The organism is Rhizobium sullae (assembly GCF_900169785.1).
Taxonomy (GTDB): Bacteria; Pseudomonadota; Alphaproteobacteria; order Rhizobiales; family Rhizobiaceae; genus Rhizobium; species Rhizobium sullae.
On record NZ_FWER01000023.1, the window covers coordinates 42320 to 68417 of the forward strand.

At 60.4% G+C, this 26098-nt stretch carries 24 protein-coding genes and 1 pseudogene; 7 read left to right on the forward strand and 18 right to left on the reverse strand.

Annotated elements, in window-relative coordinates; genetic code table 11:
• Window positions 1-189 precede the first annotated feature (189 nt).
• Complete coding sequence (locus BN1800_RS20630; protein WP_087000632.1) at window positions 190-1590, forward strand: Do family serine endopeptidase; 1401 nt, start codon at window positions 190-192, stop codon at window positions 1588-1590.
• A 79-nt stretch (window positions 1591-1669) separates the two neighbouring features.
• On the opposite strand, the gene BN1800_RS20635 is transcribed toward BN1800_RS20630, so the two are convergent.
• Window positions 1670-1966, reverse strand: a complete 297-nt coding sequence (locus BN1800_RS20635) for a DUF982 domain-containing protein (protein WP_087000634.1) — start codon at window positions 1964-1966, stop codon at window positions 1670-1672.
• 502 nt (window positions 1967-2468) lie between these two features.
• On the opposite strand from BN1800_RS20635, the gene BN1800_RS20640 reads away from it, so the two are divergent.
• Together BN1800_RS20640 and BN1800_RS20645 are read left to right on the forward strand one after the other, a co-directional pair.
• Window positions 2469-2783: a helix-turn-helix domain-containing protein gene (locus BN1800_RS20640; protein WP_087000636.1), complete on the forward strand. Its 315-nt coding sequence runs from the start codon at window positions 2469-2471 to the stop codon at window positions 2781-2783.
• A gap of 1 nt (window position 2784) precedes the next feature.
• Entirely contained in the window at window positions 2785-4017 is a 1233-nt protein-coding gene (locus BN1800_RS20645) for a type II toxin-antitoxin system HipA family toxin (protein WP_087000639.1), read from the forward strand.
• A gap of 19 nt (window positions 4018-4036) precedes the next feature.
• On the opposite strand, the pseudogene BN1800_RS20650 reads toward BN1800_RS20645, so the two are convergent.
• Both BN1800_RS20650 and BN1800_RS20655 read right to left on the reverse strand, forming a co-directional pair.
• Window positions 4037-4540: pseudogene (locus BN1800_RS20650) on the reverse strand (amylo-alpha-1,6-glucosidase); the annotation flags it as partial.
• Window positions 4541-4612: 72 nt separating this feature from the next.
• Entirely contained in the window at window positions 4613-4861 is a 249-nt protein-coding gene (locus BN1800_RS20655; protein ID WP_087000643.1) for a hypothetical protein, read from the reverse strand.
• Window positions 4862-5355: 494 nt separating this feature from the next.
• On the opposite strand from BN1800_RS20655, the gene BN1800_RS20660 reads away from it, so the two are divergent.
• Window positions 5356-6930: an arylsulfatase gene (locus tag BN1800_RS20660; RefSeq protein WP_087000646.1), complete on the forward strand. Its 1575-nt coding sequence runs from the start codon at window positions 5356-5358 to the stop codon at window positions 6928-6930.
• 397 nt (window positions 6931-7327) lie between these two features.
• On the opposite strand, the gene BN1800_RS20665 is transcribed toward BN1800_RS20660, so the two are convergent.
• Genes BN1800_RS20665 through BN1800_RS20690 form a run of 6 tightly spaced genes read right to left on the reverse strand, consistent with a single transcriptional unit; the run spans window position 7328 to window position 13736 of the window.
• Complete coding sequence (locus BN1800_RS20665) at window positions 7328-8674, reverse strand: BatD family protein (RefSeq protein WP_087000648.1); 1347 nt, start codon at window positions 8672-8674, stop codon at window positions 7328-7330.
• Window positions 8671-10242 carry a vWA domain-containing protein gene (locus tag BN1800_RS20670; RefSeq protein WP_087000650.1) on the reverse strand — a complete coding sequence of 524 codons (1572 nt, stop codon included), beginning with the start codon at window positions 10240-10242 and terminating at the stop codon, window positions 8671-8673. The genes BN1800_RS20665 and BN1800_RS20670 overlap by 4 nt, the downstream gene beginning before the upstream one ends.
• The gene (locus tag BN1800_RS20675) at window positions 10239-11243 is read right to left on the reverse strand and encodes a vWA domain-containing protein (protein ID WP_087000652.1); all 1005 of its coding nucleotides are present in this window, start codon (window positions 11241-11243) and stop codon (window positions 10239-10241) included. Before BN1800_RS20675 ends, BN1800_RS20670 begins: the two co-directional genes overlap by 4 nt.
• Window positions 11230-11754 (reverse strand): DUF4381 domain-containing protein, encoded by a 525-nt coding sequence (locus tag BN1800_RS20680; RefSeq protein WP_087000654.1) that lies wholly within the window; start codon window positions 11752-11754, stop codon window positions 11230-11232. The genes BN1800_RS20675 and BN1800_RS20680 overlap by 14 nt, the downstream gene beginning before the upstream one ends.
• On the reverse strand, window positions 11754-12749 hold the full coding sequence (locus BN1800_RS20685; RefSeq protein ID WP_087000656.1) for a DUF58 domain-containing protein: 996 nt from the start codon (window positions 12747-12749) through the stop codon (window positions 11754-11756). Before BN1800_RS20685 ends, BN1800_RS20680 begins: the two co-directional genes overlap by 1 nt.
• Before the next feature lie 15 nt (window positions 12750-12764).
• Complete coding sequence (locus BN1800_RS20690; protein ID WP_087000658.1) at window positions 12765-13736, reverse strand: AAA family ATPase; 972 nt, start codon at window positions 13734-13736, stop codon at window positions 12765-12767.
• A gap of 605 nt (window positions 13737-14341) precedes the next feature.
• On the opposite strand from BN1800_RS20690, the gene BN1800_RS20695 reads away from it, so the two are divergent.
• Entirely contained in the window at window positions 14342-16156 is a 1815-nt protein-coding gene (locus BN1800_RS20695; RefSeq protein WP_087000659.1) for a hypothetical protein, read from the forward strand.
• A 34-nt stretch (window positions 16157-16190) separates the two neighbouring features.
• Here the strand turns inward: BN1800_RS20695 and BN1800_RS20700 are convergent, their stop codons facing one another.
• From BN1800_RS20700 to BN1800_RS20725, 6 genes are all read right to left on the reverse strand, one after another.
• Window positions 16191-17150 (reverse strand): formylglycine-generating enzyme family protein, encoded by a 960-nt coding sequence (locus tag BN1800_RS20700; RefSeq protein WP_027513003.1) that lies wholly within the window; start codon window positions 17148-17150, stop codon window positions 16191-16193.
• Between the two features lie 132 nt (window positions 17151-17282).
• Entirely contained in the window at window positions 17283-17738 is a 456-nt protein-coding gene (locus BN1800_RS20705) for a transglycosylase SLT domain-containing protein (protein ID WP_244564575.1), read from the reverse strand.
• A 13-nt stretch (window positions 17739-17751) separates the two neighbouring features.
• On the reverse strand, window positions 17752-18714 hold the full coding sequence (locus BN1800_RS20710) for a DUF2950 family protein (protein ID WP_087000661.1): 963 nt from the start codon (window positions 18712-18714) through the stop codon (window positions 17752-17754).
• 24 nt (window positions 18715-18738) lie between these two features.
• Window positions 18739-20112, reverse strand: coding sequence for a DUF3300 domain-containing protein (locus tag BN1800_RS20715; RefSeq protein ID WP_087000663.1), 1374 nt, complete (start codon window positions 20110-20112; stop codon window positions 18739-18741).
• A 100-nt stretch (window positions 20113-20212) separates the two neighbouring features.
• Window positions 20213-21157: an HAD family hydrolase gene (locus BN1800_RS20720; RefSeq protein WP_087000664.1), complete on the reverse strand. Its 945-nt coding sequence runs from the start codon at window positions 21155-21157 to the stop codon at window positions 20213-20215.
• A 162-nt stretch (window positions 21158-21319) separates the two neighbouring features.
• A complete protein-coding gene (locus BN1800_RS20725; RefSeq protein WP_087000666.1) occupies window positions 21320-21580 on the reverse strand; it encodes a hypothetical protein in 261 nt (86 codons plus the stop codon).
• Between the two features lie 216 nt (window positions 21581-21796).
• Between BN1800_RS20725 and BN1800_RS20730 the strand changes: the two genes are divergently transcribed.
• Complete coding sequence (locus BN1800_RS20730; protein WP_027512996.1) at window positions 21797-22009, forward strand: hypothetical protein; 213 nt, start codon at window positions 21797-21799, stop codon at window positions 22007-22009.
• 25 nt (window positions 22010-22034) lie between these two features.
• Window positions 22035-23666 carry an autotransporter outer membrane beta-barrel domain-containing protein gene (locus BN1800_RS20735; protein WP_087000816.1) on the forward strand — a complete coding sequence of 544 codons (1632 nt, stop codon included), beginning with the start codon at window positions 22035-22037 and terminating at the stop codon, window positions 23664-23666.
• Between the two features lie 5 nt (window positions 23667-23671).
• On the opposite strand, the gene BN1800_RS20740 is transcribed toward BN1800_RS20735, so the two are convergent.
• From BN1800_RS20740 to BN1800_RS20750, 3 genes are read right to left on the reverse strand one after another with little or no spacing between them, the layout of a single operon-like run.
• Entirely contained in the window at window positions 23672-24409 is a 738-nt protein-coding gene (locus BN1800_RS20740; protein ID WP_084606662.1) for an HAD family hydrolase, read from the reverse strand.
• Window positions 24410-24411: 2 nt separating this feature from the next.
• Window positions 24412-25143: a glycerophosphodiester phosphodiesterase family protein gene (locus BN1800_RS20745; protein WP_087000668.1), complete on the reverse strand. Its 732-nt coding sequence runs from the start codon at window positions 25141-25143 to the stop codon at window positions 24412-24414.
• A gap of 32 nt (window positions 25144-25175) precedes the next feature.
• Complete coding sequence (locus tag BN1800_RS20750) at window positions 25176-26096, reverse strand: ABC transporter permease subunit (RefSeq protein WP_087000670.1); 921 nt, start codon at window positions 26094-26096, stop codon at window positions 25176-25178.
• Between the last annotated feature and the right edge of the window lie 2 nt (window positions 26097-26098).

Consider the following 26098-nt stretch of genomic DNA (forward strand, 5'->3'; position numbering starts at 1 on the left):
GTCGCCCCGCTAACCGACAGTAGACTCCGCGAGGTGACGGACCAAGTCAGGTACCCCGTCTCCGAATTGCTGGGTCCGTCCCGCCGGGTTCGGAGCCTTTCGGGTCAATGGTGCCGGGTTCGAAGCCATGCGCATCGTGCGGTCCGAACAAGCCAGAGAGACTTTAGCTGGAACAGGAGTCACAAAACGATGCTTCCGGATTCGAGGAATCAGCTATCTGCTGGCTTGGTCGCTGGCATTTTGATGCTTTCAGCCGGCAGTGTTGTTCCAGTCACGGCCAAGGAAGCCCCGAACGATTTCACCGCCATCGCGCGGCAGAAGATACCGGCGGTCGTCGCAGTAACGACCCGACAGTTCATTGAGGACCAGACGACATCCCGCAACTTCTTCAGCCCTTTCGATAGCCGTGAGCTGGGAGAGGTCCAGCCCCAGGTGCGAGAGGCCCTTGGCTCCGGCTTTGTGATCAATGCCGATGGATACATCGTCACCAACAACCATGTCGTTGCCGATGCGAGTGAAATCCATGTCGTGTTCACTGATAAGGAGACTTCGTGTGCCAGGCTCGTCGGCCGTGATCCGGCAACCGACATCGCGGTGCTGAAAGTCGATCCGCGGCCCGATATGACAGCGACTGTGTGGGGTGATTCGGACGCCGTCCAACCTGGCGCGTGGACCATCGCGATCGGCAGCCCTTTCGGGCTCGGTGGAACCGTCACGGTCGGCGTTCTCTCGGCCAGGTCGCGCGACATCCAAGCCGGCCCTTACGATGATTTTCTACAGACGGACGCCTCAATCAACCAGGGCAATTCCGGTGGTCCCCTCTTCAACACGCGGGGCGAAGTGATCGGCGTCAACACCGCGATCGTCTCGCAATCGGGCGGCAGCATCGGCATTGGTTTTGCGGTGCCATCGCGTACGGCGCGGACCGTCGTCGATCAGTTGATCCGGACGGGCCGGATCGAGCGTGGCTTTATCGGCGTGCGGCTCCAGGAGATCACGCCAGTGATTGCCGAGGCGCTGGGAATGCCGGGTAGCAAGGGCGCGCTGATTGCCTCTGTCGACCCCGGCAGCCCCGCCGAACAGGCAGGCATAAGATCAGGTGACGTGATCACGCGTTTCAACGACAAGGATATCCGGAGCGCCCACGACCTCACGCTTGCGGTTACGAACCAAAAACCCGGAACAAAAGTGACGCTGACAAGCAACCGCGGCGGCTCCACGCAGGAAGTCGCCTTAACCATTGGCCAGCGCAACGATGACGAGATCCGAACGAGCGCAGTCGCGCCAGTTCCGGAATCGGGAGATCGTCTTGGACTATCGCTTAGTCCGATCCCGGAAGAGGCGCGTCCGCAACTCGGACTCCAGCCAGACAGCACGGGAGTTTTTGTGCAAGAAGTCGCGCCAGATAGCCCCGCTGCAGACAATGGTCTACAGCAGGGCGACGTCATCGTTTCGGCCAACGACCAGAACGTCACCCAACCATCTGATGTCGAAGAGCAGTGGACGAAGTCCCGTCAGCAGAATAGGCCCCTCCTGCTTCGCATCAACAGGCAAGGGCAATTCCTTTTCGTTGCCGTGGCCCGATCATGACCTTAGGGCATTGGCGCCGATGTGGGAGGGCGGCGATTGTCAGCATATCGGTCTTGTCCGACCCGCCAATATGAACCGGTTAGGCGTTCCCGATATTGCGGTTACTCGCCGCCCCAGCAAAATTCGGCACGTCCTCAATTTCAATCAGCATCCCTGCCCTCTTGACGAAACACTGGAAATTCTGCCGCGCCGCGTTCAGCGGGAACCTTCCGCAAGCAGCTTCGCGGCAAGCCCTTACCACTGTCTCATAAGCCAGATCACGGCTCTCCTCCGGCCATTCCTCAAGAAAGTCAAACGCTTCACCGAGCTCCGTAATCTCCTCGATAAAATGCTTACGGCGAACATAAACAGGATGATCAAACCGAGAGCTTGCCATTCCTACCTCCTTCTTTCCGGCATGTTTGACACATGAAAATTTAGGAGGCGATTTTGACGCGTTCAAGACAGCCACCGGCCAACAGCGTCGTCTTCATCCGCCAGCGCGGGATGCTGCTTGGCCCGGCGGTTTACGAAGCGCAGTTAGGCCCATTGCAACTCCATGCAGGTCCAGAACAAAGGAATTCTTGTAGGCTAGCAAACCTATGCCTGGAGCTAGGCGATGGTCAGACAACCGGCCACATATATCGCGCTTCTGCGCGGCATCCACGCGAGCCCAATTGTCCGGTGTTAGGTAGCAATTGCCACCAAATTTCACCCACATCATTGGTTCGTCTTCCGTTAGTCTCGATGACGGGAACATGGTCGGCTGCCCGCGTTGTCGAATGCCTGAAGATGTGTTGGAGTCTATCCACGTTGTAGGGAAAATTTGACACTGTTGAAATGGCTCCATAAGGAACATATATGTTCACAATCTCGGCAATATGAGAAATGTTACGTTCATGTCCAAGAGTTCCACATCACTTGAAATCCTGACTGACGGGACGGTGATTGCGCTGGAAACGCTAGGCTCTCATCTGCGGACCGCCCGCGAACGCAGGGGAGACAGCTTGAAGACCATGGCCGCGAGGATGGGGACTTCGGTCCCTACGCTGCGCAGGATGGAGGCGGGCGACGCAAAGGTGTCCATCGGTGTTTATGCTGCGGCGCTTTGGATTTTCGGAAAGTCCGAAAAGCTCGCTGATATCCTCAACCCTGGCGAGGACGAGTACGCCACGATGCTCGACGTGAATCGGGCGAGCCGAAGAAGAGGATAATATGAACGACTTCCGAGGAAATTCTCTTGCGGTCTGGTATCTCGAAAACCCGCTTCACCCGCTCCTCGTCGGCCGGGTGAAGCTTGAGGCGGGCAATCGCCGATGCCTTCTCGAACTGGACGATGACTGGAGGCGTTCGGGATTTCACCTGTCTCCAGATCTCACCCATGACAAGAAGGTGCATGCCCCTTTGAAGGACATGGTGGCTCCCGGCGCAGTCGAAGACGCCATGCCGGATCGCTGGGGAGAGCGCATGATCAGGGTCGTGTCACGCCCGTCGCGCATGAGTCCCCTCGACAAGCTCTGGTATGCGGGCGACCGGCGTTTCGGTGCACTTGGGATGTCTTCCAGCTCCGACGAGTATCGTCCCGTCGACAAGCAGCCACTCATGAGCGTGGATTCTCTTCAGGAAGCAGAGGCGCTGATTGCACGGGTTATCGAGCGCGAACCTCTTAACGAGCGAGAAAGGCAGCTCATCGCCAGCGCCGGCAGCATGGGCGGCGCCCACCCCAAGATGCTAGTCGAAGCTGATGGGGAAGAGTGGATCGCCAAGTTTCCGCGTGGCAGCAACGTCGACCAACTCCTTGTCGAGCATGCCTGCATGGAACTGGGCCGTCGAGCCGGGCTATACGTCGCATCGTCACGGGTTATCCCCGGCGGTGTCGATCATATTCTGATGGTCCGTCGTTTTGACCGTGTCGATGACCAGCGCGTCCACGCTGTTTCAGCACGCACGATGCTGGCTTCGGAGGCCGAAGACAGCTATGCCACCATCGCTGCGATCATCCGACGGCATGGAGCCCCCGACTGCATCCGGTCGATGCAGCGAGAACTCTTCCGCAGAATGGCGTTTAACATCATGATCGACAACACCGACGACCACACGAAGAACCACGCCTTTCTTCTCGCCGAGGACGGTTCATGGCTGCTGTCGCCGGCCTTCGCCATTCCGACACAAATGAACGGTCTCGGACAACAGGCGATCCAGATCTCTCCGAACCCCAAGTTTGTAAACGACTTCAGCATCGCGCACGCCGTGGCTGCGGCACCTCATTTCGGAATGTCGAAAGAGGACGCTCGGCACGAATGGAACCAAGTGGCGGGATGGGTCGCTAGATGGCGCGACATCTTTTCAGAATGCGGCGTCGCTGGTGTCGACATCGATTACCTTGGCGACATCTTGGATTCGCCGCCGATGTTGGAGCATCGGCGAGAGGCCCTGGGAACCGTCTGATATCGATTCACCTGATGCATGCCGCGGCAAACAGGCCCTCCAGAATTTTGGCCGCCTCCCGTTTAAATCCGTAACGCGCCATTCCGATCCCGATCAGCGCATTGTCGTGGGGCCCGATCGACCCGTTGTGATAGCTCATGGGATTAAAGCGCGCCTCTGTCGACGCGGCGGAGCGTATTCCCCAACCAGGAAACGAAGAGCCGCCCAAAAGCGTGCGGACGTCGGCCTCGGCACGTTCCGGAAGCGCAAGGCCTGTCAGCGGGACATGTCCGGCATTGGAAGAGCGGACGCGGCAGGGTCGCTTCGAGCCATCGAGGGCCAGAACATAAGTTTCCAGTTCCTCGTCATAAAATGCAATATCGAAGCTCGTCCGCAAGGCGCCGTCGCGTTCTGTCAAGGCAACGGCGCGCGCACCTTCGCCAAGGTTGCGGCAGAGTTCTGCTGCTGCCATGAACGCGCCGTACGCATAGGCCTGCACTTCGGCGAGCGCGATCGCGCCAGTCGCCAGCGAGCCGTCGGCATGATGATGCTTGGTGGTTGAAGGTCTAGGCTGAATCGACAGTCATCGCATCCAGAGTAAAGGCCCCTCCCCTACTCAAGCTTGAAATCCGCGGTTTTCAGCTGATCGCTTCATTTGAAAATGGGAAGCAAAATCCACGTCGGCGTTCACGAGACCGCCTTCCATGCGGAAGAGATCATCGCCGCTTCCCTGGTCGACGCTGCCATTAATGGAGCCAGGATTATAGTTGACGATCGCATCGCCGCTGCCGAGCTCGACCGCTTGATAGATGCTACCGCAGTTGGAAATGTTCGTTTGGCTGGCGCCGTTGACGAGAACGCCCACCGTGATGAAGGCCCCGCCGAGTTGGTGCCGGCCAGAATATCGACGGCCAGTTCTTCGAGCCGGTGGTTGAAGAACCCTCGGGTTGCCATCGTCGACGATGGTGTCGCCGGAGGCGGGAGCTGTGGGATTGCAGTCGTGAGCGCAAAACCGGCTTGAGGAAGAAAGAAGACGCTGGCGAGCGCGGCCCTTCGGAACGAAACCGGCCCCTTTTTGCCGTGCGACTAACGGTGGACGCCGTCCGGCGGAAATACAACCCTACATATTAGAGGTACCGGTTTAGAGACACCGGCTACAGGCTGAATTACGGGCTTTTGGTAACATGTTCGTACATGTTCGCACCTACCGCAGTTTTATTTGAGAGCGATAGTGGGGCGGCTAAGTGCCCGCGATCTCATTGCGCCTGGCAATTGGCTTTCTGGCACTGAGCGATGTGAGTGAATCTGCAATGCGGCTCTGAACTCTGCAACGTCGCAACCCATCGAAGGAGACCAGCCATGCAAATACGAGGACTGCTGGGGGCAATAGTGCTCTCGGCCACGACCGCGCTGACAGTCGCTGGGGTGTCGCAGGCGCAGGAACAGGCCAAGCCGAACATTCTTGTCATTTTCGGCGACGACATCGGTCAGACCAACCTGTCGACCTACAGCTTCGGCCTCATGGGGTATCGGACCCCGAACATCGACCGGATCGCCAACGAAGGCATGAAGTTCACCGACTACTACGCCGAGCAGAGCTGCACGGCCGGCCGTTCGACGTTCTTGACCGGCCAATCGACGCTGCGCACCGGCCTATCCAAGGTAGGCCTGCCCGGCGCGGATGTCGGGATCCAGGCGAGCGACGTCACCATCGCCTCGGCGCTCAAGGACCAGGGCTATGCCACCGGCCAGTTCGGCAAGAATCATCTGGGCGACCGCGACGAGTTCCTGCCGACCGCCCATGGTTTCGACGAATTCTTCGGCAATCTCTACCATCTCAATGCCGAAGAGGAGCCTGAAGACTTCAACTATCCGCGGGACCCTGCCTTCCGCAAGCAATTCGGCCCGCGCGGCGTCATCAAGGCGTCGGCCGACGGCAAGATCGAGGATACCGGGCCGCTAACGCGCAAGAGGATGGAGACCGTCGACGACGAGACCTCCGCCGCAGCGATAGACTTTATCAACCGGCAGGCTCAAGCGAAGAAGCCGTTCTTCGTGTGGATGAATACGACGCGGATGCACTTTCGCACCCATGTCCGGCCCGAGAATCGCAGCCAGCCAGGCTTGACCGCGCTCACCGAATATGCGGACGGCATGATCGAGACCGACAAGGTGGTCGGCACCATCCTCGACAAGCTCGACGAACTCAACATCGACGAAAACACCATCGTCATCTACACGACAGACAACGGACCGCACCAGAACTCCTGGCCCGATGCCGGCACGACGCCGTTCCGCAGCGAGAAGAACACCAACTGGGAAGGCGCATTCCGCGTTCCTGCGATGATCCGCTGGCCGGGACACATCGAGCCAGATTCGGTCGCCAATGGCATCTTTTCAGGCCTCGACTGGTTCCCGACGTTGCTCGCCGCCGCCGGCGATGCCAATATCAAGGATCGGCTGCTGGCCGGCGCGACCGTCAACGGCAAACAATACAAAAATCACCTCGACGGCTACAACCAGCTCCCCCACCTAACCGGCGAGACCGACGAGGGCGCCCGCAAGGAGTTCTTCTACTTCAACGACGACGGCGAGCTCGTGGCCATGCGCTACGAGAACTGGAAGTTGGTGTTCTCGGAGCAGCGGGCAACCGGCACCCTCCGGATCTGGGCCGAGCCCTTCACGCCCCTGCGTGTGCCGAAGATGTTCGACCTGCGCGCCGACCCATACGAACGTGCCGACATCACTTCGAACACTTATTATGATTGGGTGCTTACGCGTGCATATCTGGTTGTTCCAGCGCAAGCCTTCGTTGCAAAGTTCCTCGGCACGTTCGCCGAGTTTCCTCCGGCGCAACGTCCCGCGAGCTTCTCGATCGACCAGATCCAGGAACGCGTAACCGAGCAGTTCAACAGCGTCGGCGGCGGCCAATAGCGACCCGCGTCGCAACGACAACGTTTCCGACCCGGCACCGCAAGCGATGCCGGGTTCTCACCAGTGCATCCGACAGCGACGGAGCGTGCAGCCAAGACAAGCATGAGCGCGCACGATGACGTCATTGCTCTCTGCAAGCGCATCCTTTCTATGTCCCGTGGAAAATGAAGCGTGGAAGTTCGCAAAAACGCGGACGCATTGCCAAGAGCAAAGCACTTTCGTCTTGCCGTACCATGCCGACGAACGGGCGTCGCTGCGGCGCTGCCTCATGCTGCTTCGCATCCGCCGCGGCGGGCTGTCCGCTTTTCAAAACGCGGCTGATTGAGACGACGCGAGCAAGGCAAGCAACGAATCCCGTGGCATCGCGTTCGCCGGTGCAACGGCGTGGCCGGCAGGGTTATCCATCGTCCCAGCTGGGATTGAGTTGCGGCAGAATCTTGCCGCGCCAAAGACTGGGTTTGGGATCAGCCCCGGTCAGCCACGCGCTACGCGCTTTGCGAATGCCGGAGCCCAGCCGGTCGCCCGATAGATGTGGCGGACCAGCGTTTCCGTAGAGCGCCTGTTGTTGAACATCGAAGGCTTTCACAGTTTCTTCGTCGCCGAAACGAACGAGCCACGGCCGCAGGGGCACGACACCCGCCTTGCGCGACCAGCGATCGAAGGTTTTGGCGATCTCCAGCGGCGATCCGTTGTGGCAGGCCTGTTCGACATGGCGGAAAAGGGCAGCTTCGGAGCCGCGCGATTCCGATCGGCGCGACTCCAAGGCTTCCTCCAGCCTCGTAAGCCCCTGGGCGAGAAGCCAGATGGCAACCCCCGTGACCAATGCAACAGCAGCGGTCACGCCGGCGAGAAGCCAGTTGAACGGCGAGGCATCCGGCTCAGGCCCCGGCGGCGCCAGAGAGCTCACGGGAGCGGGCGTCGCTGCAACGGAAACAGTGAGCGAAGGGGCCGAAGCCGATTCGATTGCCGCCGTCGCCGGATCGAACCAGCTGAGTTCGATCGCCGGGAGGTCGTATTGCCCGGTGTCCTGAAAAAGATACTGAACCACATCCTTCCTGACACCGGCGACAGGCTGCCCTGTCCGATCTGTTTCCTCAGACAAAACCGGGTCTTGCCGGTAGGTGCGGATGCCTTGGGGTACCGGAAATTCCGGGACCGGAATCATCATCGCGCGAAGGCCTTCTGCGCGGACGGTAATCGTCCGGACCAGCGTATCGCCGGCCTTCAACCTTTTGGGATCGCGGTCGAGATCCTGCGTGATCGTTAGCTTTGCGGCCACGACGCCGGAACCACCGGTCGCGCCGCCGGGGGCTGCCTTGACGGTGAACCGCAGCGGCGGCAGGCTTGCCTTGCCCTGTGTCGTCTGGCCCGGAACGGCGGCATAGCCGAAGGTGATCTCCGCCGGCGGCAGGGTGAATTCGCCGTCTCTTTGCGTGGTAATGACATAGGTGCGGCGGATGCCGGAATAGCTTGTCCCCTCGATCGTCTCGTTGAGGTTCAATGCCCGCCCATCCTGCAGCGTCACAATCGCGCCGGGCAGATCGATCGCCGGAAACTGGGGCGGCTGCAGGAAATAGTTGGGCACGAGCATATCAACATCGACAAGCACCTCCTGGCCCACATAGAGTGTTCCTTTGGATTGCAGCGTCGCCCGGGCAAGCGGGTCGGCGGTAAGCGCCGGCGTGGCGATGGAGACGCACCAGAACAGCAGGGCGAGGTGAACGCAGCGCGACCAGATGCTCATTTCGGCTTTTCTCCCGAAGCTTCGATCGCGAACTTGCGGGCCAGGAGATCGGCCGGCGACACCTGGATGTTGCGCATCCACATCTCGGCGGTTTGCGCCGCGACGTTGACTTGGCCCTCCTTGCCCTTCTTCCCCTTGTCGTCGAACTGGATCTGGTCGGGGTCGAGGCCCGCCTGCTCCTGTTGCTGTTCCTTCTCCTGGTCGTCCTTTTCCTTTTTGCGCCGTTCGGCCAGCTTCAGGTTGGCCTCAGCCTCGGGCCAGGCCGGCCTCTGCTTTAGTGCCTGCTGGTAGGCGGTGATGGCCTCTTCGGCCTTGTCGAGATGCATCAAGGCATTGCCCTGATTGTAATAGCTTCCGGCATCGGTCGATTGCGCGAAGGCATCGATGGCGTCCTGATAGTGGCCGGCGCGATAGAGCGCCGCACCGCGCCAGGCAAGGTCTTCGAAATGATCGGCGGCTGCGCCATAATCGCCGCTCCGGAAGTAGCGCTGCCCTTGCTGATCTTGCGTCAACCAGGCGTCAACAAGGTCGGCGGCCTCTGCCTTCGGCGCAACACCGAGGGGAAGCAGCAGGACGACAAGCATTCCCAACCAGTGGATCTTGTGGCCGCGGCGGAACGTCAGAATGACGAGCAGGGCGATCGGTATCGTCAGATACCAGCCGAAATCGCGCCAACGTTGCAGCCCCTCGTCCGTCTTCTGAGTAAAGGCGCTCTGGATTCGACGCACAATCCAGTCGACATCCCCGTCATCGAGGGTAACCGTCGCGACTTGCACGCCGGAAACGGACTGTAGCCCCTTCAGCGCATCGACATCCAGCCTAGCCTGGACGCGCGCGCCGCTGGCATCGGTCAAATACTCGCCATTGCCGATCCTGACGGGGCCACCTTCCCGCGTGCCGAGGCCGAGCACCATCAGGTCGTTGCGGCCCTTGTAGTCGGCAAAGGCCGGGAACGAGGCGCGCTCAACGCCATCCGTCATGAACAGAATGGTGCCGGGCACTGTTTCGTCTGCCAGCGCTGTCTCGATGACTTGCAGCACCTTGGCCGTGTCCTTACCCTGCACCGGCATCAGCGCCGGTGAGAGAGCGACGAGGTAGGTTGCGACGAGAGAGGCGTCCTCGGTAAGGGGTAGCACCATATGGGCCGAGCCCGCATAGGCAAACAGCGCCGTGCGTGCGCCCTTCCGTCGCTCCATGATGTCCTGCACCTTGAGCTTGACGCGTTCCAGCCGGGTCGGCGAGATGTCGGTCGCATCCATCGTCGGACCGAGATCGATGGCGATGGCGAGCGGAGCCCGGTCCTCGACGAAGGGCGGACGCTCCTTCTCCCAGGTCGGCCCCGCCGCAGCGATAGCCGAGAGGGCAAGCAGCCCGGCGATGAGGTGGACCGGGCGCAGACCACGGGTGCGGACGTGGTCGATCAGAAGATGTTCGAGCAGGTTCGGGGCGATGAGATTTCGCCAGCGCGCCCGCATATCCGTCTGCCGGTCGATGAGCCAGACGAGCAGCGCCGCCGAAACCACGGCCAGGAGCCACCAGGGACGCAGGAAATGAAAGTCGGTGATCATGCCTCGGCCTCCTCATCTCCTCGGCGCGCGGCATGGGCCGAGACCATCCACATCAGGAGGTGATAGACCAAGACGAGCAGGATCGCGGCGCCGAGGGGGTAATGGAAAAGCTCGATGCGCGGCTGCCAGCTCAGCGTCTTCTGGTTGGCGGGCGTAATCTGGTCGAGCAGGACGTAAATATCGGCGAGCGCCTTTTCGTCGCCCCCGAAGAAATAGCGGCCGCCAGTCGTGGCGGTGATTTTTTGCAGCGTCGCGGCGTCGAGCTTGTCCTCGCCTTGCGCATTCGGATCGCCGATACCGACGGCGTGGATCAGGATACGGTTCTCCTTGGCGATGTCGGCCGCCTTGTCCGGCGCCATCTTGCTCGCCGTGTCGTTGCCGTCGGTCAGGACGATCAGCACCTTGTCCGGCGCCTGGCTTTGCTGGAAGAGCTTGATCGACAGGCCGATGGCGTCGCCCAGCGCGGTCCTTGGGCCGGCCATGCCCGGCAGCGTATCGGCGAGCATCATGCGCACCGTGCCGTGGTCCATAGTGAAAGGCACGAGTGGATAGGGCGCATTGCCGAAGGCGATCAAGCCGAGACGGTCATTTGACCGTTTTTCGACGAAATCGGCCACGACCTCTTTCACGGCATCGACACGGGCCCGCACATTCCCCTGCGGATCGCTAAAATCGCGGGTATCCATGGATTGCGAGAGGTCGAGCGCCAGCATCAGGTCACGCTGCGGTTCGGTCTTTTCGATCGGCGGTTCGACGAATTGCGGCCGCGCTAATGCGAGCAATACAAGCAGCCAGCAGATGGGTGCAATGATCTTCTGAAGCAGATTGGCCCGTGGCACGACCGAGCCTTCCGTCGCGCCGATGCCAGCCGCCTTGGTGATATCGTCGAAGAAAGGAATGCGGACCGCCGGCGTCTGCTCGCGATAGGGCGGCAGCAGCCACCAGACGATCAGCGGCGCCGGAAGGAGAAGCAACAACCAAGGGTGATCAAGGGCGTACATCGTGTGCCTCGATCCACTGGCGGGCTGCGGCAAATACGCGCCGGGCCGCGGCGTCATTCAGCGAGGGACGAGCCGACAGCCGATATTCAGTTTCAGCAAAGAAGTGGTAGCTCCCCGCGTCGATCTGCGCCTTGCCGGCGTGGGCCCGCAGGAACTCTCCCCATTCCCGACCGCTGAGCGATGCGACCTGTTCGCGGGGCCAGACGGCAAGCGCCGTGCGCTTGACGATCGCGGGCAGCATCGCCAACGCCTGCAGACGTTCGGCATCTCCCCCGATCCGGGCTTCCAGCGCCGCGAGATCGGCAAGCGCATCCCGCCGGTAACGGTTTTGTGCGTGGCGGCGAAGCCAGCGCCAGAGTGCATAGGCGAGGACAAGCGCGACAACGCCTGTCAGTGCAGCCCAGCCCCAGGTCGCAGGCATCATCGAGACCGGCTGGGGCAGGACAATATCGGCCATCTGTCGCAAGGTGGCCTCGAGCATCGGATCTTTCGGCGGCGTAGTCGGATCCATCACCGCCTCCTTTGCCGCCAGGCAAGCTGGCCGAGCAGCGAGCGCAATTGGGGGGCAACTTCCTCAGCTGCGGAAACCGCCAGCATCGGCAGCCCCATGTCCCGCTGCCAGGAGAGCAACTCGCGGCCTCGGTTGCGCGCGAAACTGTCGACCGCATCGCGCACGGTGTTTCGTGAAAACTGAAGCTCGGCCTGCAACGCGCCGCCGCTCACCACCATCTCGCCCTGGTGCGGCAGCTCTAGAAGGAAGGGATCGTAGACAAGGATGCAGATGACGTCGTTTGCCACCGACATCTTCAAGAGAAGATCGCGAGTGGCCGGGCTGTGGCCGTCGAAGTCGGAGACCACGATAATCAGGTGATCGTGTTGCGCGACAGCCGCGACCTTCGACAACACGGCATCGAGCCGATCCGGCGTCCTCGGCATGTCGGACGTCGCGCTGAGTGCCTTGTTCTTTTTGGAGATCGCCTCAGAGAAGCGAATGACGGCTTCGCGGCTGCGGTGGGGGCGCAGCGCTTCCTCCGCGACGTCGTTGAATACAAGGCCTCCGACGCGATCGCCGAGCGCGGTCACGCGCCAGGCGCACAGTGCTGCAGCCTCAGCCGCCGCGACCGACTTCAGCGATCGCCGACTGCCGAAGAACATGTTGATGCGTTGGTCGACGATGACCAGCGCCGGCCGATCCTTCTCCTCGTCATACACGCGCACGAAGGGCTTTCCGGTGCGAGCCGTAACACGCCAGTCGATGGTCCGGATATCGTCGCCCGGCAAGTAGTTGCGCAGCTCTTCGAAGCTCAAGCCCCGGCCGCGTATGCGTGACTCATGGCGGCCGGCAAGCAGGCGATGTACGGGCGTCTTGCGCAGGAAAGTCAGATCGCGGGCGATCGGCTCGAGCGCAGCGAGGTCATCGACGCTGACATAGACGCCTTTCGTGCCGGTCTCCGTCGATCGCTTGATCCCCGTCGTCCTGGCAAAGGCGGACACAGAAATTGCCATTGCAGTCCCTCCCGGTCAGGCAGTCGCCACCTTTTCCACGATCCGGTCGATCGCCTGGTCCGCCGTAATGCCGCCGGCATGGGCTTCGTAGGACAGTATGAGCCTGTGGCGGAAGACGTCGTTAACCGTCTGCTGTACGTCGTCGGGCGTGACAAAATCGCGACCATTCATCCAGGCGTGGGTACGAGAAACCTTGTCAAGGCCGATAACACCGCGCGGGCTGACGCCGACCTGCACCCATTTGGCAAGATCGGCATCGATCTTGTCGGGATAGCGGGTCGCCATCACCAGCGCCACTATATAGTCCTCGATCGCTTTCGAGACCGTGATGTCGGAGATTTCCCGGCGGGCAGAGAGTACCACTTCAGCTGCGAGTTTCTCCGGGCCGGCGCTGTGACCATGGGCTTGTTTCTCTTCGGAACGCACCAGCTCCATGATCGCTGCTTCCGACTTGGCATCCGGATAGTCGACACGCACGTGCATGAGGAAGCGGTCGAGCTGAGCTTCCGGCAGCGGGTAAGTGCCTTCCTGCTCGATCGGGTTCTGGGTAGCCATCACCAGGAACAACTCTGGCAGTGGATGGGTCTGGCCGCCGACCGTTATCTGCCGTTCCTCCATCGCTTCAAGAAGGGCTGATTGCACCTTGGCCGGCGCGCGGTTGATTTCGTCGGCAAGGATGAGGTTGGCGAAGATCGGTCCTTCCTGGAATTTGAACTCGCCCTTGCCCCCGGCGCTGAAATAAACTTCGGAGCCGGTAATGTCAGAAGGAAGCAGGTCTGGCGTGAACTGGATGCGAGAGAGGTCGGCCTCCAGGTTCTTGGCGAGGCTCTTGACCGCGCGGGTCTTGGCAAGACCCGGCAGCCCTTCCACCAGAAGATGTCCGTTGGCAAGCAGGCCGATCAGCAGCCGCTCGATCATTGCCGACTGACCGATGATCGATTGTCCGATGCGGTTGCCAAGAGTCTGAATGTCTTCCCGATGTGCCATCATGTTTCCCCGAACGGGCCTGGGCGGAACGTGCGCCGGGCCAATGGAATGGGCGAACAGTCTACGGGATTTTCACAAAATCTCCCGGCTTCCACGTTTTGTCTACGACGGCCTTCCTCGGTCATTACAGCGGGAGGATTGCAAAGAAACCTTGGTCGGGATCGTCTTTCTCCAGCTCTTGCCTTCGCCTGGTGTCGCCCGTTGCTAGACCTGCTTTTCAAGCAGTGCCGTAATCACACGCTCGGAGAGGAGGCCTTTCTCAACCGGCGCGTTGGCCAAGGCTTCCGGCGTCATCGCCGTGGGGGCCGGTTTGAGCGAGAGCTGAACTGGCCGGTACAGGAGCGAGCGCGAACATTGCCAAATGACGTTTCATCTTTTACCTCGATATCGGTCATGCTTCGCCTCCGCAGGAGAACAATTCTCCTGCTTTCGCGCTAGGTACGAACAGGTGCGAACGTGTATCATTTTGCTTACGCAAGGATGTGCGATCACTTTTTTGGCAACCGAATTGGTTCGCAAGTTGAAATTGAGGTGGAATTTCTATCTTCTTTGAAGTTGAATGATCCGGCAGTTTATTAGCAATCGATCACGGGGAGTGAAGTCGCATGCTGACGAACGGCTTGACGGAGCGGGTTAAGACGCCCGCATACGCCCATCCGGGTGAGGCAGGCGTAAGGGAGGAGTTGCAACGGGTTCTAGCCAGCACCGCTTTCAAGGCGACGCCGCGCCGCAAGAAACTTCTTCAGTACCTCGTCGAGGAGTTGCTTTCCGGCCGTGCGCGCGAGCTGAAAGGCTACACGATCGCCACCCTCGTTTTTGGCCGCGACGAGAACTTCGACCCCCAGACCGATCCGGTCGTCCGGCTGGAAGCACGCCGCCTGCGACACGACCTGGACAGCTATTACGTTTCGGCTGGGCGGGGCAATCCGTTGCGCATCTCCATTCCGAAGGGGCAATATGCTCCAGCGATCGAAGCGGCGGAGACCAGTACCGCTGTCTCTTCCGCCGTGCCGACCGAAAGCGACGAGGGTTCCCGCGAGCCCGGCGCCCGAAACAACAGCATCCTGCCAACGTCCAAGGTCCTTCGCCTTGAGGTGCTGGCTGCGCCAATCGCCGTCGTGTTGATTTTGGCGGTTGTCGCCTACGCAGTGTTGCTTCCAAAGCCAAGCTCTTCGATGCGCGATGTCGGCGCCAATGGAACGGCCCTTGCCGTGCTGCCATTCGACGCGGATGGCGACTATCCCGCTAAAGTGCTTTTAGCCAACGGCATGGCTGATGAGATCATGAGCGGCATCAACCGTTTCGGGGTATTCCGCCTCTACATGCCGTCAGCGGGCGACAAGAGCCTTTCGGGCTCTGATCCCATCGAAATCGGCAACCGTCTCAATCTTGCTTATGTGGTGAATGGCATGGTTGATGCCGACGCCGCCGCGGGAACGCTCAACGTGAACGCGCGATTGATCGATGTCCAGAGTCAGCGGATTCTCTGGATCGGTAGCTATGACCGCAATTACACCGTTGATTCACTGCGCGCCGTGCAACGCGAGATTGCCGCTGCGGTTGCCACGGCCTTGGGACAGCCCTATGGGGTGCTGCGTACGGACGAGAGTACCCGGATGGCGGGACCTGCGTCCGACATGTCGAGCTATCAATGCGTGTTGCGCGCTTATGCCTACCGCCGCTCCTTCAAAAGGGTAGAGCACGAATCCGCCCTGTCTTGCCTGGAGCAGGCCGTGCAGCGAGACCCGAAATATGCCGAGGCATGGGCGATGCTGGCCTGGCTCTATATGGACGAAGGGCGCTTCGGCTGGACAGCCGACGGGAAGGAGGAGAGCGCCTATCATCGCGCGCTTGCGACGGCGCGCCATGCCATTGCGCTCGAGCGCGACAATATCTCCGGCCTGAAGGCGCTTGCGTCGACACAGCACTATATGGGCAATTATGCCGAGAGTGTGCGCATCCAGCGCCAAGCCCTGGCGATCAATCCCAACGACCCGGACACGCTCGCCCAACTCGGCTGGCGGCTGGCGGTGCGCGGCAACGCCGCTGAAGGAATTCCCTTCCTGCGGCGAGCGATCGAACGCTCAGTCAATCCGCCCGGCTGGTATTACCATTTGATTGCGATCGACCAGTATCAGAATGGACAGTATGAGGAGATGCTGGCGACCGCGCAGCGCGCGACCATTGACGGTTCGGGCATCAGTTGGTCTTTCGTGGCCATAGCCGAAGGAGCGCTTGGCGAGGAGAACGCGGCGCGCAAGGCGCTCGCTAAAATGGCGGAAATTTCTCCGCAGCTTGCCCGCGATCCGGCTGCTGGCTATCGCCGCCATCAGGCGATCGACAGCATCGTGGACGCTCTGGTTTCCGGGCTTCGCAAGGCAGGCTGGCGTGAGCTCGCCGGAAATAAGGACCCCGCCTAGGGAGGCCTGCGTCACATCCTGCCTGCCGACGGGCTTATTTCCGAACGACACAGCGGAAGCCCACATGGCTTGTGGACGTGTCGGTCTCCTGCGCATGGCGTGCGGCAGGACGGTAGCGCCGGCAGTAGTTCGGCGCGCACAAATGCGATCCGCCCTTAAGCACCTTGCGGGGGATGGCGAGCTCGGCCTGGGCCGGGTTGATGCTCGCGTCAGCATCGAGGTTGCGCGGATTGAAGGGGATGCAGCAGGGCTTCGCGGCCGCTTCCGGATGGCGTGTCGTCCAGAAATCCGTCGTCCATTCCCAGGTATTGCCGATCATGTCGTAGAGGCCGTATCCGTTCGGCGGATAGGAACGGATCGGCGACGTACGGTCGTAGCCGTCCTCCAGCAGGTTCTGGGTCGGAAAGCCGCCCTGCCAGGTGTTGGCCATGTGCTTACCGCCAGGAGTCAGTTCGTCGCCCCATGCGAATTCCGCCTGGTCAAGCCCGCCGCGGCCGGCAAACTCCCACTCGGCTTCCGTCGGCAGCTCTTTGCCGGCCCAGGCGGCATAGGCTTCGGCGTCGCAGAAGGCAATGTGCACGACGGGATGATCGAGGATCGTGCCGATGCTGCTCTTGCGGCCAAGCGGCCGGCGCCAGTTCGCGCCGTGGGTGAATATCCACCATTGCGCGATATCGCGTCCCTGTAGCGGCTTCGTCGGCGGCGTGAAGACGAGCGAGCCAGCCCGCAAATTCTGCTGCGGCGCGCCGGGATAGTTGTGCGCCTCGGGTCGCTTTTCGGCAAAGGTGACATAGCCGGTCGCATTGACGAAGGCGAGAAAATCGCGATTGGTGACGGGCACTTCGTCCATCCAGAACCCATCGACCTTGACGGGATGGGCAGGTGCCTCCTCCGGGTAGTGATCGTTGGATCCCATCATGAAGGTTCCGCCGCCGATCCAGACCATGCCCGGCTGTAGGCCTTCCTGTTCGACGCGCAATTCGGATATCTGCATGTGTCGTCTTCCTGTGCTTTTCGCTGAGGGCCAGCCTCCAGAAGCGCCGAACCCGCGATCGTTGCTCTCTCAGCTATTTCTTGTCGTCCACCGCGACCGCTGTCTGGCCCTCTCCCTTTTTCGCGTGCTCGGCTAGCATGTCGTAGGCGACGTAGTATTCATAGATGTTGCTGACGTACTGGACGGTTTCTCGTCCGACGATGGCAGCCGCGCCGTTTTCGACATTTCCGAACCAGCGGTTCTCGTCGAGCCCCATTTCCTTTGTCTGGCGCGGAATTTGCGCAGATTTCCCGGCCCGGCATTGTAGGCGGCGAAAGCAAAGAGGAGCTGTTCGCGCGGCGTCAGCTGCGGGTCGGCGATATAAGTGTCGATCAGATGGCGCAGATACTTGTTGCCGGCCTGGATGTTGCTGTCAGCGCTCGACGAAATATCCTTGATGCCGAGGCGGCGCTTTTCCATCGCGCCGAAATCGCCGGTATATTTACCCAGCGAAATCGCCGTTTCCTGGCCCGTGGCAGCGCCAGGAATGAACGCGACGCCGACCAGCCCGCACAGCATCCGGAGGACGGCGAAAAACCGGTTTTCCATTAGGGCTACCTTGTCATTCTTCGACGGCTTGCCAGTCGTCGTTCGGATTGAATGTCTCGATTTTCGCAGCTATGTTCGACGTGTCGTCGCCCAGGTCAACTTCGTAGATGATGCCGTTCTTGTTGACGACGAAGGTCTTCACCCCGCTTATGCCATAATGGACGGGCCATGCCACCAGCCCGAAGTTGGCGACCATGTTGCCGTTGATGACATAGTCGTAGGCTCCGCCGGCAATCGCATCTCCCTGATGCGTGAGGATGCGATAGCGATAACCATGGAATCCGTTGCCGGCCTTGGCCACCTTCAAATCTTCGCCGTCGGCAAGCGCCGGGCCGGCAGGGCTTTCCTCGCCACCGAAAGCCTCGGCCGGCCAGTAGAGACCATCCTGCGTGCCTTCGCTGCTGATGAGTTTCTGCGCATATTCCAGTACACCATCGTCGTCGTGATCGGCGAGGGCATACTGTTCCTGCGCGGCCACATAGTCATGAATGGTGTCGATGGTTGAAAGTTCGTTGGCCCCGACCCGGCGATTTGCCACCTCCTCAAGCCCGACAAAGGTATCGAACGCCCATTTCCCGTCGTCGCCCTTAGAGATCGGGAAGGGGAACGGCCACCGCTCGCCGCCGATTTCCAGAACCTTGCGCCCGTTCACATCCTGAACGTCCAGCTTCTCCTTCAGACGCGCCTTTATGTCTGCGTAAGCCTCCGTCACGCCGTCGCTTGACTTGGTTTTGGCGGCGTCCAGGCCGAGCAGGGTTGTGAGCTTGTTCACGTCGCCGCCTTCGACCGTCGATTTGAACGCATCGACGGCTTCTTCGGGCGTGGCGAAGGTCGGTGGCTCCTGCGCGGAAGCGAAGTCCGAAATCGACATGTTTTCGTCAGCGGTTTGTGCGTGGACGACCGACGCCAGCGCTGTGCCCGAGACAACTGCGGCGCAGGCCAGCGAGCGAAGAATGTTCTTGTAATCTGTGTTCATTGTCAGCTCTCCCTTACGCCCGGATTATCGGCGGCGTCCGCCACCGTGCCTGACCATCTTGTGACCGCCGCCGCCGCGATGCCCGCCTCCCATGGAATGCCGGCCACGGTTGGAGGACAGGTTGGTGTGGTGGCGGTTTCCGGGATTGCCGAGCACCGAATTGTGTCTTGGTGGGCGGTTCTGGACTCGCGCGCCCGCCTTCGGCTGCTTGATCTGTCGCGTTACATTCTTTTGGCCCGATCCTGCACGTACATTCGACGCCTTCTGCCGGTTGACTGAAGCATTTTGCGCTGCGTTGCGCGGGCGCTGGTTGGCGGCATTGGTGTTTCGGTTGCGAACCCGGTCTGCTTCCACCTTGCTCTTGCGGATGTCGTTTGCGGTAATCTTCTGTCGGTTGTTGACGATCTTATTGCCGCCTTCGCGGCGAATATCCTTCGCCTTGATGCCGATGTTGTTCTCGCGGTTTGCCTTGAAGTCGTTGCGCATCGCATTGTGGTCGATGCGATTGAACTGGTTCTTGTCGAACTTGATCTTGGACCGGTCGACGTTCTTCCAGTCGACATCGCCCATCTTGAACTTGTCGCGGTCTATGTCGATGTTGTTGAAGCACTTGTCGCAATCGATGTCGACGTCACCACCGTGCCAGTCGCCACCCCAGACGCCCCAATCGTCCCAGTCGACCACCGAGGCCCAAATTGCCCCCGTGACGGCGCCCGCAAAGAACGTTGCCGTCGGGTAGTAGTAGTTGGGGTATGGATCGGGATAGTAGCTGATCGGAGCCGTCGGATAGTCCGGTTCATAGAGCATTTGCGGCTCGTATTGCGGCACATAAACTTTCTCGGGATCCTTGGCCTGTATGACGACGGTATCGCCCTGGTTGACGACGGTGATCTTGTCGTCGCTTTTGATGACGTTATCCGCAACCGCCTTGTCGCGCAGCGTCTGTATGGAGATCAGCACATCCTTCTGCTGATAGGTGAGAGCGCTGCCGAGCGCCTGCGTCCATTCGAGATCGTCGCTCATCATCTTGACGACCTGCGGGTAGTTCAGAAGGGAAATGACACTGCCATCCCAGCTATCCTTGGGCTTCAAGTCCTTGTTGGTCTTCGATTGATCGAGAAACCGTTGCGCTTCCACGATCTGCAGCGGAAAGATCGACGCCGAGGTAATCACAGCGACGAGCTCGTCGGGATAAAGGGCGATGCGAGCGACGAGCACCTCCAGTTCGTCTTCCGTAAGAAGATCATCCGCACCCGCATCCGCATTGGCCGCAGCTGCAGCCGTTTGGGAAGTATCCTGCGCCGTCGCTTCGGACATTAAGACAGGCGTCGCGGCGACCGACAACCAAAGCGCTGCCGATCCGAGCGAGCGCCCGATAAGGCTTAAAAGGTCTGACATGCCATCAACTCCCAATCCGTGGTCCTGAATGCGTCTGCACGTCATTGCGCTTCGTGGGCACTTTGCGGCTCTTGACAGTGTTACCGCGCGCCGTCGATGCCTATTGCGGATAAACCTGTTTCCAGTCGCTCTTCATGCTGGCGATTGTCCAACCGCGTTTCGGCCCTTCGTCCAGGCCCTTGTCCAGGCGCCCGATATGGGACTGGCGATCATAGGCATATTCCCGTTCGGCATCGTCGTGGTGAACGATCAGCCCGAAGCTGCGCCCCGGGCGGGACGTCGTCCATTCCAGCATTTGAAAGTCGCCGTCCGAGTTGCCAAAAGCGGCAATGGGGTGACGGCCGATATGGGTATAGATGCCAACCGGCTTGCCCGGTCCGTCATCGACGAAGTCGATTTCTGGCAAGCGGACGATCGCTGGTTTGCCGTTCGTCATCTCATATCTCGATTTGATCGACGAACCGACGACATTTTCCGGCTCAATGCCATAGACGCGCTGTGTCCAAGGTCGCATGAACTCGATGCCCCCACCCGAGACGATGAACACCTTGAAATCATTGGCCTTCAGATAAGAGACCAATTCGAGCATGGGTTGATAGACCATTTCGGTGTAGGACTTGCCCGTCTTCGGATGTTTCGCGGCGCCGATCCAGTCGCTTGCGATTTTCGTGAAGTCGTCGCTGGTCATGCCGGCGTGGCTGGCACCGATGAGCTGGACCAGCCCCTTCTCGCCGGACGCAGCAACGCCAGCAACATCGCCTGCCAGGACGGATTTGAACGGTTCGGTGTCCTTCCATTCAGGATGGTCGGGGGCAAGGGCCTTGATCCGGTCGAACGCAAAAGCAAGCTGGACATACATGGGCTGTTCGCCCCAGAGGGTCCCATCGTTGTCGAAGACTGCGACGCGCTCGTCGGGCCCCACGTAGTCGGTGCCACCTGCGGTCGTGACTGCCGCGACGAAATCGAGGATGCTCTGCTTCGTTGCACCGTCGTTCCAGGACGGGAGGTCATCCGCCCAAGCCACAAGCGGCGACAGCATCAGCATGAGTGCGGCGACAGGCGCTACGATCCTATGTAATCGAGACAAGGGAACCTCCGAATTCGGCCCGAGCTTAGAGAAAGAGCGGGGACAGTATTGGCATGGTTGGCATTGGTCATCGTCGAGAAATTTGCGACCTGGCATTCCCCCTGTGTGGTCAACTGGCCCCTAGCTCTCGTTTTCCGGGTTGGCGTGGCGGACCGCTTTCAGCGCGCCATGGATGAATTCTTCAATCTCCGCTTCGATTTCCTCAGTCAGCTGCTGAAAATCGCGCGCCCTGCCCTCATCCGCCCGCCAACGTTCGAGTGCACCTCGCGCGGTGGCGTAATCTTCACAAAGGCTCCGGAATTCCGGCATTCGTGCATAAAGTCTTCGGACGATCAGTTCATGCGTTGGGAATTTCCTGACAACCGTGGCCAACTCCGACATGATGGCAACCTCGGACTAGTCCCCGATACGAGTAGTGTTGCTTGATTTCGCCAAGGGGGGAGGTGCGAACATGTACGAACATGTTCCCCAGAAGCGCGCCGAGGTAAATTATGCAAGATGAATCGCAAGCTCGCTGCTGAGGGAGGCTTTTCCCGCCCGTGATCTTGCGTCATTGGCCGGCCTGGAGTTGGCGAGCGTCAAAGCGGGGTGCGCACGATGACCGATACGCATTCGTCTTCGTCCGTCGGAGCCACGGCTTCGCCACAGCATCGCGACGAGCGGAGGATCGGCGAGTTCCTGGCATCGCATGGCGGGCCTTTTTATCAGCTGCAGGTGCAGCTGAAGCTCCTTAAGGAAAATAGCCTGCGTGCTGCACCGCGCGCGGCCCTCTTCGTCGCCCTCGCCTGGGGGAAGCATGCGCAGAGCTGAATTCCATTTCCGACAAGCGGCATCGATGGCATATCTGGGTGCGGCGCTGATCGCTGGCCTCTGCGGGGTAGCCGGCGACGCATTTGCCGCGAACTGCAGTTCCCGCGGCGGCCTTGCCTATCTCGGCAACACGAAAGGGGCCACCGGCTCCGTCTGGCTTTCGGGAACGAGCGCCGGGTCTTTCGGTCTCGAAGCCGCGCAAGGCAATCAGACGGTTGACACCTGGAGCAAGAGCAAGCGCGGCCTCCATCTCTCGCTTTCGCCGGTCGTTTCAAACGGCAACGGTGGCACGCACAAACTCTATGATATATCGAGCGGAAAACCGTGTCTGCTCGACACGCAGAACCAGATGCGTAGTGGTATCCTTCCGAACATCGACTGGCCGGACGGACGGCCGGATGTTGGCCCACAGCCAGTCTTCCCGGGTTTCGACTGGCCCGATGGTCGGCCGGACGTCGGCCCGCAGCCGGTGTTTCCGGGTTTCGACCGACCCGATGGCCGCCCGGACGTCGGCCCCCAGCCGGTCTTCCCGGGCATCGCCTGGCCTGATGGCCGCCCCGACGTCGGCCCGCAGCCTATCCCGCCGGATTTCAATTGGCCCCACGGGCGGCCGGATGTCGGCCCGCAACCGGTGTTTCCGGGGGTCACGCCGCGCACCCCGACCGCCATCAGAGGCGGCCGCGTGGTTGCGGCCCGGACGCCGGACACCTGTATCGACCCGCGGTCGATAAATTCCAACAAGCAGCAACGCGACCTGCCGATCTGCCGGGACCTCGCTGCCGAAGGAGCCGCCGCCCAAAGCGCCGACCGATCACCCCAGGTGCCGTTGACGCCGGGCCGCGATCTGCCGGCGCCCTCGCTCTGGAACTTCTGGGCGGATATCCAGTTCGCAGACATATCCGACGAACGTTATGACCGCGACAGCGGCACGCTCGCCCGCTCGTTGACGATGGGTCTCGATCGCCGCATCACCAACGACCTCGTCGTCGGCATGACCGTTTCCCTTGAGAACAGTTCGACCGATGCGTTCGACGGCACATTGGGCATCGACACGGAGGGCTTTAGCTTCGGCCCCTATGCGGCCTACCGCCTGTCGAAACACTGGGCGATCGAGGGATCGCTGACATACGGGCGCTACAACAACGATATCGACCTGAGCGTGCTGAGTGGCCGACAGGATTCGGAACGTCTTGCCGGTGAAATCTCGCTCCACGGCCAATATAAAGTCGATGCCTATTTCATCCGCCCCAAGGCATCCGTTAGTTGGTCCCATATCGACAGCGACGCTTACGACCTCTCGGGCAGCATCCTCAACATACCGGTCAGCGTTTCCCTTCCCGGCGACAGCTTCAATTATGGCGTCCTCGATCTCTCGACCGAGGCCAGCCGTTACTTCCGTCTGCCGGACGGGCAGCCGTTCCTTGTCTTCGCAGAGCTTGGCGCGCAGTACGAATTCGAGCGACCGAACGACGGCAAGATACTGACCGGCGACCTGTCGGAAGTGACGCCTTCGCCCTGGGCGTTTTCGCTTCGCTCCGGATTCAGAATGCTGCTCAACGACAATTTGCAGATCGAAGCGACGGGGGGCTATCTGAGCTTCGGCCAGAAGGACCTCGACGCCTGGGAGGGCAAGCTCCACGTGTCATGGAGCTTCTGAGAGTGCTATGCTTCAATTGACTGACTGGCTGCCAACAACGTCGACGTTAACTCTTCGGCTCCGGTTGCGACAGCAAAAGCGCCGGAAGTGGCAAGCAAGGCCTTCCTTGCCGGCCTTGGGTCGGCAGGATCGACGAAACCTATGGCGATCATGCCAGCGGAAACCGCCGCCGCAACGCCATGCGGGCTATCATCGACCATGACGCAGCGTCCCGGTCGCGCCGAGAATTTCTCGGCGCAATGCAACAAGAGATCGGGGGCCGGCTTTGGCCGGGCCACGATCTCAGCGCTGAAAACCCCCGGGTGAAAACTCTGCCAAAGATCGAGTTTGCCGAGACTGGCGCGAAGCCGGTGCATCGTACTGTTCGACGCAACACATTTCGGCCGGCTCAAGCTGGCGACGATCTCCCCGATGCCGGGCATTGGCATCAATGATCGCTCGAATTCGGCATAAAGCCGCCGATGCCAGGCCTGGAAGATGCTTGCGACGTCGCCCAAGCCATAGTCGCGCACGCACATGTCGCGGATCACGGCTTCCGAATTGCCAGTGAATTTTACGTGGGCTTCCGAAGGCGTGATTGCGACACCCGCCTCCTGCAGGGTTTCTGCAAGTGTGCGGCTCGCGATCGGCTCACTGTCGATGAGGACACCGTCGCAGTCGAAAATAACCAGATCAATGTTCTGAAGGAGATCGGGGTTGGAGCAATCGGAGGCGCCGGTGCAGTCTGTCGCCGATAAGGACACGTTCACGAACCCCGCACGCTAAGGGCAAGATCCGGCCTGTCCGTCGTGATCTGCCGGACGGGTTTGGCCAGCCAATAGGCAAGGTCGGCACTGTGATTTGGCACCCATGCTCCGAGGCGGTCGAGGGGAATCAAGGATGTGATCTCGTCCCAGTGCGTGGCAAGAAGAGACTTCTCGATGGCAATTATATCAGATAGTTCTGCAATTTTCTTAAGGCCAGATCTGAGGCCAAGGCGCTCGGCGGCTGCGCGGTCAAATGACGACAGCGTCCGGATATGCGGCGCAACCTCACGGACAGTTTGAAGAACGTCAGAGTGGAAACTCGTCAGGAGCGAACGGCCGGCAAGCCCGAAGCTATCGACGAGGCTTGCCGCCCTCCTCTCAAGGCCGGAGTAAGCAACGCCATTCGCGTCGGCCTTCAGCTCGATATGCAGCTCAAGGGAGCTGTCCTTGAATATCTCGAGGACCTCTTCAAGCGCCGGTATCGCGTCGCCGTCGCTGTCTTTCAGCGTGACGTTTTTGTGTTCGCCTGGAGCAAGGTCACAGACCGGCCCCGTATGATCGGTCGTGCGATCAAGCGTCGCGTCGTGGATGACGAGCAGTTCGCCCGAACGGGTCAGGTGCACGTCAAACTCGACGCCGTCGACGGGCATTTCAGAGAGCTTGCGGAAACCCGAAAGACTGTTTTCGGGCCAGAGATTGCGGCCGCCACGATGGCCGATGATGTAAACCATGTTCGGAATTGTCCTTGTGTCTGGGCAAAGGCTTACTTGCCGGAATCCACCAGTCCCTTGGTAAACCAGCGTTGCATGAGGAGAATGACGGCTGCCGGCGGCAGCATGACGAAGAGAGCAGCGCTCATGGCGATGTTCCACGCAGGCACCGAATCCGACACCGGGACCAGCTCCTTGAGACCCAGAATTGCAGTCGCCATGTTCTTGTCGGTGGTAAAGAGCAGCGGCCAGAGATACTGGTTCCAGCCATAGAGAAAGAGGATGATTGCAAGTGCCGCAATGTTGGCGGTGGAAAGCGGCAGCAGCACATCCTTGAAGAATTTAAGGGGGCCCGCGCCATCGAGTTTCGCCGCCTCGCAGAGCTCCTCAGGCACGGTCAGGAAGAACTGGCGAAAGAGAAATGTCGCCGACGCGGAGGCAATCAGCGGCAGGATCAGGCCGCCATACGTGTTCACCATGTTCCACTTCAGGGATGTTTCAATACTGTAGCCGGTCAGAGCCTGTACCAGGCCGGAAAGACCGGTGATCCCCGAAAGCCAGCGGATGGGACCGGCGGCGTCAGCGACGGCCTCGTAAGTCGGGATGATGCGGACTTCCACCGGCAGCATCAAAGAAACGAAAATCAGCCAGAATGCGGTCATGCGGAATGGAAAACGGAAATAGGTCACGGCAAAAGCCGCAATCAGCGAAATTGCCAGCTTGCCGATGACGATCCCGCCCGTAACGATGATCGAGTTGACGAAAAGCCGCGCAAATTCGCCCTGCTTCCAGGCGATTGCGACATTCTCGATAAAATGCGAGCCCGGTACGAGCGGGAAAGGAGCCTGCTGGACCTCTTCCAGCGTGAGCGATCCTGCCACGAAGGCAAAGTAGAGCGGCAAGCATACGAAAGCGGCGCCAACCAGCAAGACGGCGTGACAGAAGATCGAAAGACCGAGATTGCGTTCACCCATGG